The sequence below is a fragment of the Pedobacter indicus genome, assembly GCF_003449035.1.
In the GTDB taxonomy this organism is placed as follows: Bacteria; Bacteroidota; Bacteroidia; order Sphingobacteriales; family Sphingobacteriaceae; genus Albibacterium; species Albibacterium indicum.
Window position 1 is genome coordinate 1,287,516 of sequence record NZ_QRGB01000001.1, and the last position, 20,862, is coordinate 1,308,377.

The 20,862-nt window shown below is 40.7% G+C and carries 17 protein-coding genes; 11 read left to right on the top strand and 6 right to left on the bottom strand.

Going from position 1 to position 20,862, the window contains the following annotated elements:
- Positions 1–9 precede the first annotated feature (9 nt).
- Entirely contained in the window at positions 10–189 is a 180-nt protein-coding gene (locus D3P12_RS05840) for a histone H1 (protein WP_118196988.1), read from the top strand.
- 40 nt (positions 190–229) lie between these two features.
- On the opposite strand, the gene dapA is transcribed toward D3P12_RS05840, so the two are convergent.
- From dapA to yihA, 6 genes are read right to left on the bottom strand one after another with little or no spacing between them, the layout of a single operon-like run.
- Entirely contained in the window at positions 230–1,111 is an 882-nt protein-coding gene (gene dapA / locus D3P12_RS05845; protein WP_118194106.1) for a 4-hydroxy-tetrahydrodipicolinate synthase, read from the bottom strand.
- Positions 1,112–1,145: 34 nt separating this feature from the next.
- Positions 1,146–3,167, bottom strand: coding sequence for an NAD-dependent DNA ligase LigA (gene ligA, locus D3P12_RS05850; RefSeq protein WP_118194107.1), 2,022 nt, complete (start codon positions 3,165–3,167; stop codon positions 1,146–1,148).
- Positions 3,168–3,201: 34 nt separating this feature from the next.
- On the bottom strand, positions 3,202–4,419 hold the full coding sequence (locus D3P12_RS05855) for a multidrug effflux MFS transporter (protein ID WP_165438720.1): 1,218 nt from the start codon (positions 4,417–4,419) through the stop codon (positions 3,202–3,204).
- Between the two features lie 17 nt (positions 4,420–4,436).
- Positions 4,437–6,149, bottom strand: coding sequence for a M3 family oligoendopeptidase (locus D3P12_RS05860; RefSeq protein WP_118196990.1), 1,713 nt, complete (start codon positions 6,147–6,149; stop codon positions 4,437–4,439).
- 12 nt (positions 6,150–6,161) lie between these two features.
- Complete coding sequence (locus D3P12_RS05865; protein ID WP_118194108.1) at positions 6,162–7,010, bottom strand: UbiA-like polyprenyltransferase; 849 nt, start codon at positions 7,008–7,010, stop codon at positions 6,162–6,164.
- 21 nt (positions 7,011–7,031) lie between these two features.
- Positions 7,032–7,643 (bottom strand): ribosome biogenesis GTP-binding protein YihA/YsxC, encoded by a 612-nt coding sequence (gene yihA / locus D3P12_RS05870; RefSeq protein WP_118194109.1) that lies wholly within the window; start codon positions 7,641–7,643, stop codon positions 7,032–7,034.
- A gap of 77 nt (positions 7,644–7,720) precedes the next feature.
- Between yihA and ubiE the strand changes: the two genes are divergently transcribed.
- From ubiE to D3P12_RS05925, 10 genes are all read left to right on the top strand, one after another.
- A complete protein-coding gene (ubiE, locus tag D3P12_RS05875) occupies positions 7,721–8,452 on the top strand; it encodes a bifunctional demethylmenaquinone methyltransferase/2-methoxy-6-polyprenyl-1,4-benzoquinol methylase UbiE (RefSeq protein ID WP_118194110.1) in 732 nt (243 codons plus the stop codon).
- A 28-nt stretch (positions 8,453–8,480) separates the two neighbouring features.
- The gene (locus tag D3P12_RS05880) at positions 8,481–9,224 is read left to right on the top strand and encodes an SDR family NAD(P)-dependent oxidoreductase (RefSeq protein ID WP_118196991.1); all 744 of its coding nucleotides are present in this window, start codon (positions 8,481–8,483) and stop codon (positions 9,222–9,224) included.
- A gap of 45 nt (positions 9,225–9,269) precedes the next feature.
- Entirely contained in the window at positions 9,270–9,719 is a 450-nt protein-coding gene (locus D3P12_RS05885; RefSeq protein ID WP_118194111.1) for a GatB/YqeY domain-containing protein, read from the top strand.
- Between the two features lie 104 nt (positions 9,720–9,823).
- Positions 9,824–10,597: an alpha/beta fold hydrolase gene (locus tag D3P12_RS05890; RefSeq protein ID WP_118194112.1), complete on the top strand. Its 774-nt coding sequence runs from the start codon at positions 9,824–9,826 to the stop codon at positions 10,595–10,597.
- Positions 10,598–10,619: 22 nt separating this feature from the next.
- The gene (locus tag D3P12_RS05895; RefSeq protein ID WP_118194113.1) at positions 10,620–11,282 is read left to right on the top strand and encodes a CBS domain-containing protein; all 663 of its coding nucleotides are present in this window, start codon (positions 10,620–10,622) and stop codon (positions 11,280–11,282) included.
- Positions 11,283–12,164, top strand: a complete 882-nt coding sequence (locus D3P12_RS05900; protein ID WP_118194114.1) for an NAD kinase — start codon at positions 11,283–11,285, stop codon at positions 12,162–12,164.
- Positions 12,165–12,282: 118 nt separating this feature from the next.
- Positions 12,283–13,023, top strand: a complete 741-nt coding sequence (locus tag D3P12_RS05905; protein ID WP_118194115.1) for an isoprenyl transferase — start codon at positions 12,283–12,285, stop codon at positions 13,021–13,023.
- 117 nt (positions 13,024–13,140) lie between these two features.
- Entirely contained in the window at positions 13,141–15,723 is a 2,583-nt protein-coding gene (gene bamA, locus D3P12_RS05910; RefSeq protein WP_245977400.1) for an outer membrane protein assembly factor BamA, read from the top strand.
- Between the two features lie 351 nt (positions 15,724–16,074).
- Complete coding sequence (locus tag D3P12_RS05920) at positions 16,075–19,242, top strand: SusC/RagA family TonB-linked outer membrane protein (protein ID WP_118194117.1); 3,168 nt, start codon at positions 16,075–16,077, stop codon at positions 19,240–19,242.
- 17 nt (positions 19,243–19,259) lie between these two features.
- Entirely contained in the window at positions 19,260–20,714 is a 1,455-nt protein-coding gene (locus D3P12_RS05925) for a RagB/SusD family nutrient uptake outer membrane protein (protein ID WP_245977401.1), read from the top strand.
- The last annotated feature ends 148 nt before the right edge of the window (positions 20,715–20,862 follow it).

Below are 20,862 nucleotides of genomic sequence, written 5' to 3' on the forward strand. Positions count from 1 at the left end.
ATGGCAAGTATGGAAAAATTCAATGAATTGAAAAGTCTTTTGGAAGGACTAGAGTCTGATGCAGATAAGTTTTTTAATAAAGGAAATAGCGCTGCAGGTACACGCGTAAGAAAAGGTCTTCAAGAGTTGAAGAATCTTTCGCAGGATCTTCGTTTGAAAATTCAAGAAGCAAAAAACGCTGGGAAATAAGAAATTAATTTAAAAAGGTCAATCATTAAGATTGGCCTTTTTAAATTCCAAGTTGTTTGAGTTCTTGCTTGATCTGGTCTCGAGTAGGCTCTGTAACAGGTACCAGAGGCAGTCTGGTTGCTTCGCTACAGAGTCTTTTTTCATTGAGCATAGCTTTGACACCAGCAGGGTTGCTCTCGGTGAAGCATAATTCGAATAAAGGTAACAAATGAAGGTGAATTTCCCTCGCCTCATGCCATTTGTTATCCAATGTTAAGCTTGTTAATTGTTTGATCTCTTTGGGAAAAGCATTGCCGGCAACTGAAATCAAACCCTGTGCACCGATCGATGCCATGGGTAGAAACAATGCGTCATCTCCCGATATCAGCAGAAAGTCAGCGGGTTTATCTCTCATAATTTTATTGTACTGATCAAAGTCGCCACAGGCGTCCTTAATTCCAACAATATTATTGAAATCATTAGCCAATCGTAGGATTGTCTTGGGTTCCATGTGGCTGCCTGTGCGACGTGGAACGTTATAAAGTATGATTGGAAGATCTGTCGCTTTGGCTAACCTCGCATAATGCTGATAAATTCCTTCTTGGGTTGGTTTATTATAATAGGGGCTTACCGAAAGGATAGCCGAGTAGGCCGACAAGTCAGTCTCGCGTAAAAACGAAACTAATTCTGTGGTGTTATTGCCGCCTATTCCAGCAACTAACGGGACTCTACCGTTTGCTTTCTTTGATGCATACTTAAAAATCTCTTTTTTCTCTTCGGTTGTCAGGGTTGCTGTTTCACCTGTAGTGCCCAGCAAAACGAGATAGTCTACTTCACCCTCAATCTGGAAATCAATTAGTTTTCCCAGCGTGTCAAAATCAACTTGGTCATTTTCATCAAATGGAGTAACTAGGGCGACTCCGACGCCGATAAGACCCTTCATTAAGTACTTTTTTGTTAATATTATGCAAATATGGCTATTTTATTATCATTTTTAATAGCTGTTCGTAAGAAATTATGTCAATATTTAATTTTTCAGCCTTGGCAAGCTTGCTTGGGCCCATATTTTCGCCAGCAACAAGGTAATCTAATTTACCAGATATACTGCTTACCATCTTTCCCCCGTGTTTTTCAATTATATCCTTTAAATCATTGCGACTAATGGTTTCAAAGACTCCTGAAATAAGAAATGTCTTACCATGAAGTTCGTCGCTGAGAATCTCCTTCTTGATTTGTACAATTTCAAAATTTAGTCCGGCAGCTTTTAGTTTTTCAATTTCATTTAGATGTTCTTCATCGGCAAAATAATTTACCAAGCTGTTGGCGATCCGTTCACCGATCTCGTGAATGGCGGTTATTTCTTCTGATGTTGCTGTGGAAAGTTTGTCCATTGTCTCAAAGTGATTAGCCAGTTTTTGCGCTACAGTCGCCCCTATATGGCGAATTCCCAAGCCAAAAAGTATTTTGTCGAAGGGTTTTTGCTTTGACTTCTCAATGCCTTCAATCATGTTTTGTATGGACTTTTCACCGAACCGCTCGATATGAGATAGCTCTTCAGTTCTTTCACCTAAAAGATATAAGTCACTAATTTGCTTTACAAGTCCGGCATGATAAAGCGTTACGATCGTTTCATTTCCGATACCGGCAATATCCATTGCTCCTTTGCTTACAAAATGCTGGAGCTTGCCAAGAATCTGTGGAATACAATGGCGATCATTCGGGCAGAAATAAATAGCTTCACCCGCTTCGCGAACTAAGGGTGTGCCGCATTCTGGACAGTTGGAAGGGTATACGATAGCTTCAGCATGGTGTTTCCGTTTCGTTTTGTCGACAGAGATAATTTTCGGAATAATCTCTCCGCCTTTTTCGATCAGAACGGTGTCTTGTTCATGTAAATCTAACCGCTCAATTTCATTTGCATTATGCAAGGTTGCTCTTTTTACCGTCGTGCCCGCCAGTAATACAGGTTTTAGATTTGCAACTGGAGTTACTGCACCCGTCCTTCCAATCTGATAACTGACTTTTTTGAGTACCGTGTAAACCTCTTCAGCTTTATATTTATAAGATATTGCCCAACGTGGGGATTTTGCTGTAAAGCCAAGATCCTCTTGTTGGATATAATTATTTACCTTGATTACAATGCCGTCGATATCATATGAAAGGGCGCTTCTGTTCTTCTCCCAATATTCAATGAATTTCCATACCTCATCCATGTTCTGACACACCTTGGTATGTTTGCTTGTAGGAAATCCCCAATCGTTCAATGCAGTTAAGCTTTCGGAGTGTGTATGGAATAGCTTATCTCGATTTTCTGTATACAAGAAATAAAGAAAACAGTCTAGCGGTCTTTTGGCAACTTCATTGGAATCCTGAAGTTTGATGGTGCCGGCAGCAAAGTTGCGTGGATTGGCAAAAGTTTGACTACCTTGTTCAGCCCGTTCTTCGTTCAGACGTAAAAATGCTGCCCGGTGCATAAAAATTTCTCCGCGGATCTCAAAAAAATCAGGGAAGCCTTGTCCCTTAATTTGATGTGGAATGCTGCGTATGGTTTTAACGTTTGCTGTTACATCATCACCCTCTACACCGTTTCCACGAGTGACCGCCTGCGTCAATTTGCCGTGCTCATAACGTATGCTGATAGAAAGCCCGTCAAACTTCAATTCGCATACATATTCAATCTGGTTGCCTACGACCTTTCTAACCCGTGTATCAAAATCTCTCAGCTCTTGTTCATTATACGTGTTATTCAGTGAGAGCATCGGCCAGGTATGCGTTACAACCTTAAACTTTTTGGTAACCTCTCCACCTACCTTTTGAGTCGGTGAGCGAGGATCAAAAAAGTCAGGGTTTTCATCTTCCAGCTTTTGCAATTCCTTTAACTTCTGATCGAACTCGTAATCCGAAATTGACGGCTGCGCCAAGACATAGTATTCGTAATTATATTGATTGAGTTCCCTTCTCAGTATATCTATTTTTTCTCCGGGTGATATGCTTGCCATAGAGACGAAGTTACGACATTCGCAGGAATTTATGTTATTGAGATTGGCTGTTAGATTTACTTTTTTTCTTTGTCCACCTAACCGCAAAGATTAAGATCAAGTAGCTTGACACGGCACAAAAAGCCATGATTGATGTCATCGGAATATAGGTGTTGTTGTGGAGCATGCTTACCAATGCTGAAGCGACTGCTCCAATGGTTAATTGAATACTTCCCAGTAAAGCGGATGCACTGCCAGCGGATTTTGAAAAAGGATTTAACGCCAAGGCAGATGTGTTCGGGAAGACAAAGCCTTGGCAGGCCAAGAAACAAAAGATTAAAAATATAATACTAAAAAGACTTAAGCTATCTAAGATCGCGAAAAGAAACAGGCATAAGCCAACAATCGCTTGCATCATCAATGCGTAGTATGCTACTGTGGCACTGCTGTGTCTCTTCAGCAGAAGATTGTTTAATTGACTCGATGTAATTAGACCGGCAGCCACGAGACCGAATACCCAACCATATTGTTGTTCCGTTAAGCCATAGATGTCCATCATGACATACGGTGAGCCTGAAAGGTACGCATACATCCCAGACGATGCTGTTCCACCAGCAATAGCATATATAATAAAAGCGGGTGTTTTGAGGACTTGTATAAAGCCCCGGATAATTGGTCGGGGCATCAGAGAGACCTGTGGATTGGCTTCACTTTTGGGAAGAACAAAAATTACCCCCAATGCGATTATCGCAGTGAGTACCGCTAAAAATGCAAAAATAAAATGCCATCCCCAAAGATGGATAACCATCCCACCTAGTGTGGGTGCCAGAATTGGTGAAACACCAATCACGAGCATGAGGAGAGAAAATATTTTTGCAGTTTCGGATGCCGGAAAGTAATCACGAACCAATGCTCGAGACGCAACCATCCCTCCGCAGCTTCCGAGAGCCTGAACAAAACGAAGTAGAATAAGCCCATCAGCTGTTTGTATAAAAACACAGCCAATCGAGGCACCGATATAGATAACTAAACCGACTATCAACGGGGTTTTGCGCCCAAAACGGTCTAGTAGCGGTCCGTAGACAAGCTGACCTGATGCAATGCCCACAAAAAAGCTGGTTAGGGACATCTGTATTTTCTCGATATTGGTGCCGAGGTCTGTCGCAATAGCCTGAAAACCTGGCAGGTACATGTCGATAGAAAAAGGCCCGAGAGCGGCCAGCAGCCCCAGGAGTACGATGATTACGAACCTTTTCTTTTTCTCGATAGTCATTAAAAGATACTTAATTCTTAAAGTTGATCGAGCTGTTCTTTAATGAAGTCGGCCAACTCCTTGACGTAGTTTTCATCGAAGTTAAACTGAATGCCCGCTGTTTGATATGTTTCTGGGATTGTTTTCGTATATCCCAGTGTGAGAGCTTTTAGATAATTTTCCAAGCCTTTTTCAGGATCTTCAATATAGTTCTTCCAGATTGCTATAGCGCCCAGTTGTGCCATTCCGTATTCGATGTAATAGAATGGGACTTCGAATAGGTGTAATTGCTTTTGCCAAAGATTTTCGCGGGCGTCTTCCAGTTCATTCCAATCAGCAAATTGATGACCGAATTGGTTGAAGATAGCAGTCCATTCACGTGCTCTATCTTCATCGGTATGTTCTGGATGAGTGTAAATCCAGTGTTGGAAGCGGTCGATCGTAGCAACCCAAGGCAAAGTTTTGAGTACGTCGATCAACTGATCTCGCTTGGCTCTTTTCAAATCCTCTTCATTTTCGAAGAAGACATCCCAATGCGACATAGAGATCAACTCCATAGACATGGACGCTAATTCCGCGATCTCGCTCGGTAGATGTTTAAAATCGTTCAATTCCAGGTGAGACGAGATAAATGTATGCAAGGCATGCCCCCCTTCATGTACCATGGTGGTTAAATCTCGAAACGTATTGGCAGAGTTCATAAAAATGAATGGTGCGCCAGTTTCCGAAAGCGGATAGTTGTATCCGCCTGGTGCTTTTCCTTTCCTGCTTTCAACATCGAAAAGCCCATTTGCCTGCATGATTTCAATACGCTCGCCGATATAGGGGTCTAATTTAGCGAAGCATGTTTTCGTTTTTTGAATCAGGTCCTCACCATTTTTAAAAGGTTGTAGAGGAGCCAGATTGTGCGGGTTGACATCCATATCCCAAGGTCGTAAGATTGGAAGATCCAATGTTTCCCTTCGCTCTTCAGCAATTTCCCTAAGAATCGGAACGATGTTTCGTTCAATCGCATCATGAAACTGAAAACAATCCTCTGGAGTATAATCGAAGCGCCCCATCGCCTTGAACGCATAATCCCGATAGTTATCAAAACCAGCATTTTTTGCTATCTGATGCCTTAAGGATATCAATTGATTGAATAGGGAATTCAATGAACTTCTATCCTCCAGTCGCCGTTCTGTGATCGCTTGCCAGGCTGATCGTCTTTTATCCCGATCTGTATCTTTCATAAATACAGCAGCTTGTTCCAGCGTATATTCCTTTCCGTTCAGTTCTACCGACATTGCCCCTGTGATGGATTGATATTTCTGTTGTTCAATCTGAACCTGAGTTTGCAGAGGAATGTTTTTTTCTCGAAATAAAGCCAGCGCATTCTTTACACTTCGTATATAAATGAAATATTTGTTGCGATCGAGTTCTTTAGTAAATGGATTGTCAATTAACTTTTTATTGAGGAAGTTGCTAACAGGGGCAATTTTTGGTTCGATTTCGGTAGCAAAGTATTGAAAATCTTGCAATAATTTTTCATCGTTTGTGTTGCAAGTCATCCGGATATATCGCCACGCAGCATCCTCTTCGAGCATAGCTTCCAGTTCACTACGATCAGCCATCCACTTTTCCAGCTCTTTTAAGGACTTTATTTCTCTGCTTTTTAGGTCGTCGAACAAAGGCGATAACTCTTCCCATATAACGTTGATGTTTTCTGGTACAAAACTTCTGGTTTTCTTCTGAATAGTAAGGTCTTTCATTTCTTGCATTTTCTAAATCCAAATATCTAATAAGAAAAAGATAGCGAAGATTACCGACGCAATGCCATTGGTGGTCATAAATGCACGGTTTACTCTTCTCAGATCCGTTGGACTGATAATAAGGTGTTGATAAACTAATAAACTGACGTAAAAAACAACTCCAATGTAATAAAGCCATCCGAGTTCTATGTAGAAAGCTGGCAGGATAACAAAAATGGCGGAAAGAAGGTGGAGCAGTTCTGATATCCTCAATGCTTTTTTCTTTCCAAAAAAAGCCGGTATCGAGTGTAGGTTTTCTTCTTTATCAAATTCCTCGTCTTGCAATGCATAAATGATATCAAAGCCGCTTACCCAGAAAATGACTGCTAATGAGTAGAAAACAGGTACAATATCAAATGCCCCGGTTATGACTAAATAAGCACCTAAGGGAGCGAGCCCTAAACCGAGCCCTAAAACAAGATGACACAGTGCCGTGAACCGTTTTGTGTAGCTATAACCAAGTATAACAAGAAGTGCAACAGGGGATAAATAGAAACAAAGCGAATTGATGAAATAAGTAGCCATGATAAAGCAAATAGAATTTACGATTGTAAATGTAAGTGCTTGATTTGGAGATACCCTTCCTGACGGAATGTCTCTGTTAGCAGTCCTTGGATTTAGAATATCAATGCCCCGGTCGATGTATCGGTTAAAAGCCATGGCAGCGTTTCTAGCGAAGACCATGCAAAGGAGCATGAGAATAAATTTGATTGCACTGAAATCTGCCGAGTTAACTGTTGTGGCGAGAAAAAAACCGATGATAGCAAACGGTAATGCAAAGATGCTATGTGCAAATAAAACTAAAGAAAAATATTTCCTCATATTGTTTGGTAATGACGGGTCTTAATGCGTTTGCTCATGGAAGCGCTGATTAATATTGTCTATTTCTTCTAACAAGCTTTCACATCCTTCCTGAGTTTCTGATGAAGTTAAAAAAAACGGTGGTACCGCTTCAAACCATTGTAAAAGAGCCTTTTTGAACTTCTGAATATTTTGCATTGATTTTAAGTTTGATTGTTTGTCGGCCTTTGTAAAAACGAGCAGGAAGGGGATCCCGTTCTCTCCGAGCCAATGACAGAAATCAAGATCTAGTTTCTGAGGCTCATGACGACTGTCGATTAAAACAAAAATGCATTGTAAGTTTTCTCTTACCCGTAAATATCGTCTGATAAACTTTTCCCATTCAGCGCGATTCGTTCTGGATGTCTTTGCATAGCCATAACCGGGAAGATCAACGAGATACCATTCTCCGTTGATAAGGAAATGATTGATCAGTTGTGTTTTCCCAGGTGTCTGAGAGGTTTTAGCTAAATTTTTCTTGTTTGTAAGCGCATTAATCAGAGAAGATTTTCCAACATTTGAGCGGCCGATGAATGCGTATTCAGGCAAGTTGGGTTCGGGTAGTTTCTCTGTTCTCGTGTTGCTACATAAAAATTCGGCACTTCTGATAATCATTTTACAAAGTTAAACATTAAAAACTAGGAACTCTTTATACTAATTTATAATTTGGCCTTTGTATCTTTGTATAGTATATGACAAAAATCATTACACCGTATAGGCAGTCTGATGCTGGCAAGAAACAGCAGGTGGCTGCGATGTTCAATAATATTTCTGCTAAATATGATTTTTTAAATCATTTTCTCTCTTTCGGTATTGACAAAATATGGAGAAGGAGAGCCATTTTAAGTCTTAAGAATTTACAGCCAGCGCGTATTTTGGACGTCGCAACCGGTACAGGTGATTTCGCCTTAGAGTCGATCAAAAGGTTGCAGCCGTCACGCGTTATTGGAATTGATATCTCGGAAGGTATGTTAGCAATTGCGAGGGAAAAGATTGAGCGCAATAACCTGACTGAAACATTTTCTGTAGAATTAGGCGACAGCGAAAATCTGGAGTTTGACGAGAATTCGTTTGACGCGGTAACGGTCGCCTTTGGTGTTAGGAATTTCGAAAATCTAAATGAAGGTTTGACGAATATCCATCGTGTTCTCCGTCCAGGCGGGCAAGCCGTGGTCTTGGAGTTTTCTAACCCCAAGAAGTTTCCTATTAAACAACTTTATTCTTTTTATTCGAAATATATTCTGCCGGCTATAGGTCGGCTATTTTCCAAAGATAATCGCGCATATACCTATCTTCCGGAATCAATTGCACAATTCCCCGATGGGGAAAAGTTTGCCGATTGTTTAAAAGACGCCGGCTTCAGGAAGGCGGAGTGCAAACCTCAGACTTTTGGTATTTGTACAATATATATAGCAACTAAATAGTTAAGACGTGAATACAGCAAAAATTGCCATGATTACCGGAGCTAGCGCTGGAATAGGAGAGCCTTGTGCGCGCACTTTTGCTCAGGACGGTTATAAACTTCTTCTGGTAGCCCGTAGGGGTAATAGACTTGATCAATTAGCAAAAGAATTAATCGCTGCGTTTGATATTGAATGCAAAATCATAGAATTAGATGTTCGGGACAAAGGTCAGGTTAAAGAATCTTGGAATAATCTCCCAAAACAATGGCAGGAAATTGATGTTTTAATTAATAATGCCGGATTGAGTCAAGGTCTGGATCCAATAGATGAGGGTGATTGGGACGACTGGGACCGAATGATTGATACAAATATAAAGGGGCTTTTGTATATCAGTCGTATGGTTCTTCCTGGTATGAAGGAACGAAAGAGAGGACATGTGGTCAATATCGGGTCAATTGCTGCTAAAGAGGTGTACCCTAAGGGGAATGTTTATTGTGCAACGAAACATGCAGTTGACTCATTAAGTAAGGCTATGAGAATAGATTTACTTCCTTTTTCAGTAAAGGTTTCCACAATTCATCCGGGTGCTGTCGAAACTGAATTCTCAATTGTCAGGTTTAAAGGAGATGCTGAGCGGGCAGAACAAGTATATCAGGGTTTTGATCCTTTGCTGGCAAACGATATAGCAGATGCGGTCTCGTATGTTGTTTCTCGTCCCAAGCATGTGAATATCAATGAACTATTGATTATGCCGACTGCTCAAGCTAACGGAACAATGTTCCATAGAAAATGATTATCGATAGAATTAAGTAGTTTTGCTCATTATAATATTTTAAATATGTCACTAAAAGATACAGTTAATCAAGATATAAAAAGCGCCATGCTTGCCAAGGATCAGGCACGCTTGCGTGGCCTTCGGGCTATTAAGGCTGCTATTCTTGTAGCAGAGACCGATAAGAATGCTGGCACGTTTGGCGCGGAAGAAGAAATTAAAGTGTTGCAGCGCCTTGTTAAGCAACGCAGAGAGTCTGCCGAGATCTATAAACAACAACAGCGAGATGATCTGTTTGCGATAGAGCAAGAAGAGATCGACGTGATTGAGAGTTACTTGCCTAAACAATTAGACAAAGAACAGGTGAGAACAAAGATATTGAAAATCGTGGAACAGCTAGGTGCGAACAGTATGAAAGATATGGGAAAAGTCATGGGTGCTGCTAATAAAGAACTCGCCGGAAAAGCTGACGGAAGAACGATATCTGAAATCGTTAAGGAGGTTTTATCTGCTTAGAAACAATAGGTTTTTCTAAATCTAAATTATTACATTTAAAAAATAATAAGCAAACTTCTTCTTGATATATATCTTGAAAAAATGAATTAGCGAAATAGAAACCCATGAATTTTACCGTAAAAGAAGACAAAGAATTTAAATATATTGATGAAGGTCAAGGAGATGTTATTATACTTCTTCACGGCTTGATGGGTGCACTCAGTAATTGGGAAGCGGTGGTTAATGAATTTAAAGGGCAATATAGAGTGATTATACCCATGTTGCCTGTTTATGAGATGCCCATTATAACGACCGGAGTAAAGACCTTGTCTAAGTTTTTAGCCAAGTTTATCCGCCATATGAAACTAAAAGATTTTGTTTTAGTTGGTAACTCTTTAGGAGGGCATGTGGGTTTGATGTATTGCGTTGCCTCTCAAGAGAATGTGAGGTCGCTTGTATTAGCTGGTAGTTCGGGTTTGTATGAAAACTCTTTCGGCGGAAGTTTTCCTAAGCGCGGCAGCTATGAGTATATCAAGGAAAAGGTAGAGTTCACGTTTTACAGTCCACTCACCGCTACACCGGAGCTCGTTGATGATGTTTATGCAACAGTCAACAACAGGGAACGGGTTATCAGAATATTAGCGATGGCCAAGTCGGCAATACGTCATAATATGGCAAAAGACCTTCCTAAAATCAAGATCCCCGTATGCATTATCTGGGGAAAGCAGGATAAGGTAACTCCGCCAGATGTTGCCGAGCAGTTCAATGAGCTATTACCCGACTCAGAACTGCATTGGGTAGACCAGTGTGGTCATGCGCCGATGATGGAACAACCTGAGAAATTCAATGTGCTGTTAAGAGATTACTTAGAACGGTTAAACCAATCAGTTTCTATATAGTTTAATAGATAAGGAGAAGGTAATGATTGCTCAAGATATGATTTCTGATACGATTTATGCGGCTAAGGCTTCAGATAGCCTTCAGTCTTTATTGGATCGTATGAATGAGTATAATGTGAAGCAATTGCCTTTTATTCGGTATAACCAATTTGTTGGCTTGGTGCACGAAGAAGATATCAAGTCTGCTCTCAGTGAGAATGAAGACAGCAAACTCAAAGACGTCTCTCATGAATTGATATTTATTTTCAATACACAGCACTTCTACGATGTCGTAAGATTATTTTTTATTCATCAATTGGATGTTTTGGCAGTGGTAGACGAAAAGCATCATTATTGCGGGTGTATTACTTTGCACGATGTTATTCAAACACTTGCGCAGATTACGACATCTGATGAACCCGGAGCAATCATTGTTTTAGAAGTTAATAATAGAGACAATTCTCTGGCTCATATTGCTCAGATTGTTGAGTCGGACAATGCGCAGATTCTCAGTTCATATGTTAGGAGGTTTCCAGATTCTACTCGTGTGGAGATTACAATAAAATTAAACCGGACGGATGTTGCATCTATTGTTGCAGCGTTTTTGCGGTATGAATACCATGTGAAAGCTACGTTCAATGAGTTGAGAGCGGACGATTCATCGCGTGATCGATATGAGCAACTTATGAACTATTTAAATATGTAAATGAAAGTTGCAGTCTACGGTATCGAGTTTCAGTCTTCAGTAATACCTTTTGTTGAACAACTATTTAACTTGCTTAGAGAAAGGGAAGTTGAACTTTGGGTATATGGAAGTTTTGATAGTTTCCTGTCGACCTTTATGGAATGTGGAACCTGGAAAGTGTTTGACAAACGGGATGATCTGCCTTCCGATATAAATTTTATGCTAAGTTTGGGCGGCGATGGAACGATGTTGTCTGCTGTGTCGATCATTCGGGACTCTGAAATACCGGTTACGGGCATCAACTTGGGTCGATTAGGCTTTTTGGCTAGTATTAATAAGAATGATATTTCAAGTGCCTTAGACTTATTATTGAAAGGCGATTACAGTGTCGAAAAACGGACCTTATTGTCAGTCAGCAGCTCAAGCCAGCCTCTATTCAATGGTGATAGTTTCGCGTTAAATGACATTACAGTTTTGAAGAGAAGATCTTCAGCTATGATTACAACCAGTGTATACCTGAACGGTGAACTCCTCAATGCATATTGGGCAGATGGTATCATTGTAGCTACACCTACCGGTTCCACTGCTTATTCATTAAGTTGTGGCGGGCCGATTATTCTCCCGGATTCAAACAATTTTGTGATTACACCGATTTCACCTCATAATCTAAATGTACGTCCCCTTGTTATTTCTGATCGTGATGTATTAACGATCGAAATAGAGAGCCGCAGTAACGAGTTTCTGTTGTCATGTGACTCAAAAACGACGGATCTGCACACCGATGTTAAATTGACCGTGGCCAAAGCAGACTTTCTTGTCAACTTAATCCGTTTAAAGGAAGAGAGTTTCTTGTCAACGCTGAGACGTAAACTACTGTGGGGTATAGACAGCCGAAACTATTAAATATTTTAGGAATTTAGAACATTCTTCTATCTTTGTTCCTGATTTTTCCTATTATAAAAAAAGGAATAGTGTTGTAATCTACTTGCCGTAATGAAATAGACCGGTAATAAAAATACAAATGGAACTCAAGGAACAGCTTAACCTGGATAAATTACCAAAGCACGTCGCTATTATTATGGATGGTAATGGACGATGGGCAAAGGAGAAAGGTAAATTACGGGTTTTTGGACATAACCAAGGTGTCGAATCTGTCAGGCAGGCGGTTGAAGCAGCGGTCGAAATCGGTATCCCCTTTTTAACATTATACGCTTTCTCAACAGAGAATTGGAAACGCCCTAAATTGGAAGTAACCGCTCTGATGGAAATCCTTGTCAACGCTATTAATAAAGAAACCAAAACCCTGATGAAAAATGGTGTGAGACTTAATACGATTGGGGATATTGAGCTGTTACCATCGTCCTGTTCTAGACTTTTGCTTAAGGCGATCGAAAAGACTTCGAGTAACACAAATTGCACGCTAACTTTGGCCTTGAGTTACAGTTCTCGTCAAGAGATTGTTGAGGCAACAAAACACATCACGCAACGGGTCTTAGATGGCGAACTTAAAATAGAAGAGGTAGATGAGGCGTTATTTGCCAATAATTTAGAAACTGCTGGTATTCCCGATCCGGAGTTGATGATAAGAACAAGTGGGGAGCAGCGGATCAGTAATTTCCTTCTCTGGCAATTAGCCTATTCTGAATTGTATTTCGTTGATAAGTTATGGCCTGATTTTAATAAACAGGACTTTTATGAGGCTATTATAGCGTATCAAAAACGAGAACGAAGGTTCGGTTTGACTAGCGAGCAGCTGTCATAAGAAAGATATACGTCAAACTATATGGAATTGTGGATTTTTTCCACTTTTTTTGCAAAAAAATATTTTAACAAAAATTAACAACTGTTTGCGCTACATTAGCAGCGTTAAATTATATAAATGAAGCACCTACTGATTATATTTTGTTCATTACTACTGGGAAGTACAGTTTCTCTCGCTCAGATCCAAATGCCGACCAATACCAATTCCTCCGGAAGCCTCTTACAGCAAGTCCAAAATGAGGATATTAGTTATCTACGTCCCAAAGAATATATAATAGGCGGTGTTAAAGTGACCGGAACCGAGTATCTGGAAGATGATATTTTGATTACAATCTCTCGTTTGAACGTCGGGAATCGAATTGAGGTTCCGGGAGAAGCCATTACAACCGCAATAAAGAACCTCTGGGCACAGGGTCTGTTTGATGATATCGCAATCAACGTTGAACGCATCGAAGGAGATCAAATATTTTTTGAAATTGTTGTAGTGGAACGTCCGCGCTTAACGCGAATAGAGATCAACGGGCTCAGTAAATCACAAACCACGGATATTCAAGAACGTGTCGACGGTAGCGCCAATAAAATTATCAATGAAAACCTGTTGACTACAACTGAAAATACCATTAAACGTTATCTGGCAGAGAAAGGCTATCTGTACCCTGATATTGAAATGACCCAGGTGAAAGATTCTACAGAAGCGAACAATCAAATTTTGGTCGTAAATGTAGATCGTAACAAGAAAGTAAAGGTCAACAAGATTAATTTCGAGGGAAATGAGGTCTTTTCAGACGCAAAACTCCGGAAGTTTATGAAGAAGGTGAAGCAAAGGACATGGTGGAGGTTTTGGGGACCTGGTAAGTTTAACTACGAAAAATACGATGAAGCGAAAAAATCGTTAGTTGATAAAATTCATGCTGAAGGCTATCGTGATGCTGATCTTATTTCTGATACAGTACGTCAAGTCAGCAATAAACATGTTGAAATAGATATCGAAATTATCGAGGGCAAGCAATATTATTTTGGAAATATCAGTTGGTCGGGGAATGCAAAATATTCTGATACTGTATTAAATCAAATATTGGGAATTCGGAAAGGTGATATATTTTCTGAAGAGAAGTTAATGTTAAAGCTATATGGTCCGTCGCGTTCGGAAGCTGATGTTTCTACGTTATACATGAACGATGGGTATCTGACCTTCAATGTAGACCCTGTACAAACGAAAGTATATGGTGATACCATTGATTTGGAGTTGCGGATGTATGAGGGGCCTCAATATACTGTTAGCAAGGTGACAGTAAAAGGGAATGATGTTACAAACGATCGCGTGATCTTGCGTGAAATCGCGAATAAACCGGGACAGAAATTTTCAAAAGATTTGGTAATGCGAACTGTGCAAGAGATCGCGCAGTTGGGTAATTTTGATGAAACTAAAACCAATCCTGTACCAATCCCGAACCCGTTAGAAGGGACGGTAGATATGGAATACAATGTCGTTGAGAAACCTTCCGATCAGATCGAGCTATCTGGTGGGTTCGGTGGGAACCGGATTATCGGAACCTTGGGTCTGACCTTTAATAATTTCTCGACACGGAAGTTATTCGATAAGGGTGCCTGGAAGCCATTGCCGAGAGGAGACGGCCAGAAACTGAGCTTACGTGGGCAAACGAACGGTAAGCAATACCAGTCATATAGTTTCTCATTTTCAGAACCTTGGCTTGGTGGTAAGAAACCAATTTATTTTGGCTTGAGTGCTTTTACATCCTCCTCTTCATATGGTTGGAACCCATGGACCGGAAGGCAGACGGTACCTGATGAGGATATGCAGAGAATCCAGATGGATGGGGTATCTGTGAGTTTAGGTAAGAGATTGAAATGGCCTGACAATTTCTTCCGAATTAACTATGCACTTAATTTCCAGCGTTACAAGCTCCAGAATTGGCAAAATTATTTATTCGAAACGGGAACCTCTTATAACTTTAACCTGACCCAAGAGATCAGTCGTAACTCATTGGATGCGTTGATTTATCCGACTTCCGGTACGAATTTAAGATTTACAATCCAAGTGACTCCACCATATTCACTGATGAATAAGACGAACTATGCAACTGCCCCTGATGCTCAACGCTATCGTTGGACCGAGTATCATAAGTGGAAGTTCGATTCACAGTGGTTCCAACGAATATCAGGCAAATTGGTATTAAAAGCACAGGCACAATTCGGTTTCTTAGGAACTTATAGCAGTGCTACCGGTCAGCCTGCGTTTGAACGCTTTAAACTGGGTGGTGACGGGATGCAGGGTTTTGATTTTATCCAGGGCTCTGAGATCATCGCCATGCGTGGTTATGCCAACGGTTATGTGATTCCAGAAGGTGTTGATGTAAATACAGCAATTAACTCGGGTAGCCCAATTTACACGAAGTATCAGTTAGAGCTTCGTCACCCGATTATGTTGAACGATCAAGCGACAGTATTTGGATTGGTTTTCGCTGAAGCGGGTAATACCTGGAATAACTTTAAAGATTTTAATCCATTTAATGTGCGTAGAACGATTGGTGTGGGAGCAAGGGTATATCTGCCGATCTTCGGGATGTTGGGTATCGACTATGGTCATGCCTTTGATCCGATTCCATTACCTGCCAGCATTCGAGATAACTGGAAGCAAAACTTTACATTTAGTATCCAACAAAATATCGGCGGGTTCTAGAAAACTAAAAAAAATCTGATTTTCCATACTTGATAAAAAAGTTAAAGGAGGCTGATCTTTGGGGATAGCCTCCTTTATATTTTGTTTTACTCGTTAATGGATTTTTAATGGAATCAATCCGCATTGTATCCGCATTTTTTGGGTGGAAATGCGGATATAATGGACAAATAATCCAGGAAAAATCGTAATGGGTGTCATACAAGTCTACAAATATACATCACCAAATTCTGCTGAGGTTTTATTTCTTTTCAATTTTCTATTTAGTTAACGGAAGAATTTCGTACTTTAGATTTATTCTCTGGATTGACAGGGGATGGCATACTCACCCATTTGTTAAAATTAATCTAAACTATGAAGCAAAGACTTTTACTATTCACTATTTGTTTCTTTTTTTATCTTCATGTTTTTGCTCAATCGCAAGTTACGGGAACCGTAACGGCCGCTAATGGTGATCCGATTGTAGCAAGCGTGCAGGTGAAAGGAACTACGCAAGGACTGTCTACCGATGTGGACGGCCGGTTCTTGTTGACTGATGTAGCCACCGACGCTGTACTCGTAATAACTTCCGTAGGGTATCACAGTCAGGAAGTCAATTTAAATGGAAGAAACAGTATCAATATTGTACTGGAGGTATCTGACCAAGCTCTTGAAGATGTTATTGTCGTTGCCTACGGAACCTCCACAAGAGGGACCTTTACCGGTTCGGCTTCAACAGTAAATCAGGAAGATATAAAAGATGCACCCTATACGTCGTTTGAGAGTGCATTGATTGGAAAAGTTCCGGGTATGCAGATTACCAACTCGTCAGGACAGGCCGGTTCGGTTTCAAGTATACGGATCCGTGGTATTGGTTCGATGAATGCGTCGAATGAACCTCTGTATGTGATCGACGGAGTGCCGGTGGTTTCCGGTAGTAGCGGTCAGCTAGGAGATTACATCTATACCTCCAACAATATTATGAATTCGATTAATCCCTCTGATATTGAATCGATTACAGTCTTAAAAGATGCAGCTGCTTCTTCGTTATACGGATCAAGAGCAGCTAATGGTGTTGTTCTTATTAACACAAAGAAAGGAAAGTTGGGGAAACCGACTATTAACTTCAAATCTTCTGTTGGCTTTACACCTTCATGGGCTACGGATAACCACGAGGCGGCGGGTGTGCAGGAACAAGTGAACATGCTTTATATGGTGTTTCACGATTATAATACTGCAGGTGGAAAGAGCGATGATGTGGCGAATAGTGATGCATTGAGAAGGTTAAATAATAAATTCAATCAGCATGGCTACTACTTTGAAACCAACGGTACTGGCCTATACGATAATGTAAACATTCTTGGAATGACTGATGGAATTGAGAATAGAGAAGGTCGTTATTTTGATTGGGATGACGCATTATTCCGTACAGGAATGTATCAGACCAATGACCTTTCCGTGAGTGGCGGAACTGACAATACAAAATATTATTCATCACTTTCATACAGTAAGGACGAAAGTCGGATTAAAGTCAATGCTTTCGATCGTATAACGGGAAGAGTAAATCTGTCGCAAAAAATAGGTGATTTTATTGATTTTACTTCTAATATCAATATCGCTAAGACAGATCAGGAAGGATTTAACGATACGCGAAATACAAGTTCAAATTACTTTATGCAGACGCGGAACCTTCTTTGGCCATTGTATTGGCCGACTGACTATTTGACCGGTGATCCTTGGATGGCCCGTTACGGAAGCTACGCTCAAAACAATATTTTCTACGATAAGGAGTGGGAGAATACATCCCAGACGTTTAGGGTGTCAGCTATTGAAACATTAAACATTCAGCTCTTACCCGAACTTAATTTTAAAACGGTCTTTTCATATGATGAATCAGAAATAAAAGATCATATTTACTATAGTTCGCTTCATTATAGTGGCTCGAATACGAATGGTTCAGTTGCAGAAATGAGCACAAATATGAAGAAAATAGTGTCTTCGAATACACTGACCTATGATAAACAGTTTGGTTTGCATGGATTGAATTTATTAGTGGGTTTTGAGGCGGAAAAAAATCAAACCGATTATCAGCGTGCATCGGGTACCGACCTGCCTTCCAGTGCCCTGCATACGGTAGCCACAGCCGGTGAAACCACCGCTAATGCATACTATTGGGGCAGCAATATGATGTCTGTTCTATCGAGAGCTGAGTATAATTATGATCAAAAGTATCTGGCTTCAGCTTCTTTTCGTCGCGATGGCTCATCTCGGCTCGGTCCGGACACCCGTTGGGGAAACTTTTGGTCTGTAGCGGGATCGTGGAGATTGAGTCGGGAAGCATTTTTGCAAGACGTAGACTATCTCAGTGATTTGAGGTTAAGGGCGTCCTATGGTGTCAATGGAACCTTGCCGTCTTCAAATTATGGATGGCGGTCGATGACTTCATATACTTCTAAATATATGGAACAAGCCGGCGGTGGTATCAGTACCATTGCAGATGCGAATTTAACATGGGAAACTAACTATACGCTTAACCTCGGATTGGAGTTTGGTTTGCTGGATCAGCGTATTTATGGTACAGTCGAGTATTTTAATCGTGATTCGAGGGATTTGCTTCAAAATGTGCCAATTTCAAGAGTTACCGGTTTTGGAAGTACGTTGAAGAATGTTGGAGAAATGAACAACCGTGGTATTGAATTGGAACTTGGTGGTGATATTATACGGAACGAAGATTTCAGATGGAGTGCCAGTATCAATGGATCTTTCATTAAGTCTAAAGTGACGAAGCTGTATCGTGCTGAAGGTGAAGGGCCGCAGGATATTGTTTGGTACGATCCAACAGGTGGAGATGGGCGTGCGCAATATATCTATCGTGAAGGTGAGCCAGTACTAGCTTTTTACGGTTACGAGTGGGCAGGTGTAGATCCAGAAAATGGGAAGAATGTTTGGTTTGTGAATGATCCTGAGAATCCCAATGGCGATTTTATATTCAATGGACGCGGTGCGAGCTACGATTTCGGTCAAGCCAATGATATTATTCTGGGCAGTGCTCTTCCCGACGTATATGGTGGTTTTAATACAGATTTAGTTTACAAGAACTTTTCATTAGCTGTTAACTTTAACTATAAAATTGGAGGCTATATTTATGATGGTGCAAACAGAGACGTAGCAGATGACGGATACTACTGGGAGCGGATACGTTCACAAGATTACTACGATAATATGTGGACGGCATCCAATACGGGTGGTAGCTTGCCGAAAATAGATGGAAATGACCTGACAGACGCTATTCAATACAGTAGCAGACAGATGTTTGACGCTACTTATTTGAGATTAAAAAACTTAACCTTAGCGTATAATCTGCCAAGCCATTTGATTAATCAGATCGGGGTGTCAAACGTCAGATTGTATGCCAATGGTACGAATCTGTTAACATTCTCAAAATATAAAATAGGAGATCCTGAGGTGAACCAATACGGTACCCGCGGCTGGGAGACACCGTTTGGTAGAACATATACTTTTGGTATCGAATTTAGCTTTTAATGAATAACAGTATGAAAATGAAAATATTTAATATTCTAGCAGTTGGGCTTATTGTGACATCCTTTGCTTCATGTAAAGGGTTCTTGGATGTCGAGCCTAGTAATTCTGGAGACTCTGAGACTTCTATTGCAACACCGGCGGATGCCGGTGTAATGATCAATGGGTTGATGCGTAAGATGACCGATTTTGATTACTATGGGCGTAATTTTATCATGTATGGAGATGCTAAGGGAGGGGATTTGACGATTTATTCTGCTGGTCGGGGGCTCGACGGGCTTTATACGTTTAACCACGCTCCCTCGAGCGGTAGCTATTCTGGTTTCTGGATTCAGATTTACCACTGTATATCGCAAGTAAATAGTCTCCTGACAAGCATTGAGCGTTTAGAAGCTGAGGGTACAGAGCACGATTTTAGTGATTATAAGGGCCAAGCGTTGACGGCGAGGGCGTTGATGTATTTTGACTTAGTTCGGTTGTATGGCAAGGCTTACAATGATGATAAGACCGCATTCGGTGTTCCAAATGTAACTGAGCCATTAGATGCTTCTGCCCAACCACTGCGTGCTAGTGTAGAAGAAAACTACCAACAGATCATTGCAGATCTAAAAGCAGCGAAGCCTTTGCTGTCCAAAGCGAAATCGAACGGTTACCTGAATTATTATGCTAATCTGGCGATACAAGCACGTGTTTATTTGAATATGAATGATTATTCGGCTGCTCTTGCTGCTGCACAGGAGATCATTAATGAAGGGCCATATAAGCTTTATGAAAATAATGAATGGGTTTCTTCCTGGACTCAGCAGTTTGGCTCAGAGTCTATTTTTGAATTGGCAATGTATCCGAGCGAAGGCGATTTGGGGACATCATCCTTGAGTTTCTATTTGAGAAGACTAGGGCATGGATCCAGCAGTGCTATGGGTTGGTTTATGGCTAGTGATTACTTTCTTGACCGGTTGGGGCAAGATGAAGCTGACGTTCGTTGGGGGGTTATGAGCTATGATGAAAGTGGGGAAGACCATCTGGGCTCTTGTTATAAATACAGTGGTAGCGTTAATCTGGATGGAGACGGTAAAGCTACATCGACTGCAGTGAATATTAAGGTGATCCGTCTGTCTGAAATTTATTTAATTGCTGCCGAAGCGGCTTTTCATAGCAACAAAGGTCAGGCTGCTGAATACCTCAACGAGATCCGTAAAAGGTCTCCTGGTCTGGCTCCTGCAACTTCCGGATCAATAACAATTGATATGATTTTAAATGAGCGAAGCAAAGAATTGTTTGCAGAAGGCCACCGCTTTTTCGACCAGATTCGCCTTAATAAGTCGATCACTTATAACGATGATTTTCAAGGGGTGCCCGTAGCTCACCGCGAGAAAACGATTGATAGAAGTTTTTATAAGACTATTTTGCCGATTGCAGATTCTGAGATTAAAGCCAATCCAGGTTTAGCATCGCAACAAAATCCAGGCTACTAATCGGTAGTTGAGAATCCTGTCATACAAACCGTGATGGCATCATATTAGTAGATGTCATCACGGTTTTCTTTTTATTAATATGACCTATCGGGAGGGTGCTCTTTGGATATTATTAACATTTATTAACAAGAATTTAGAAAAAATAGCA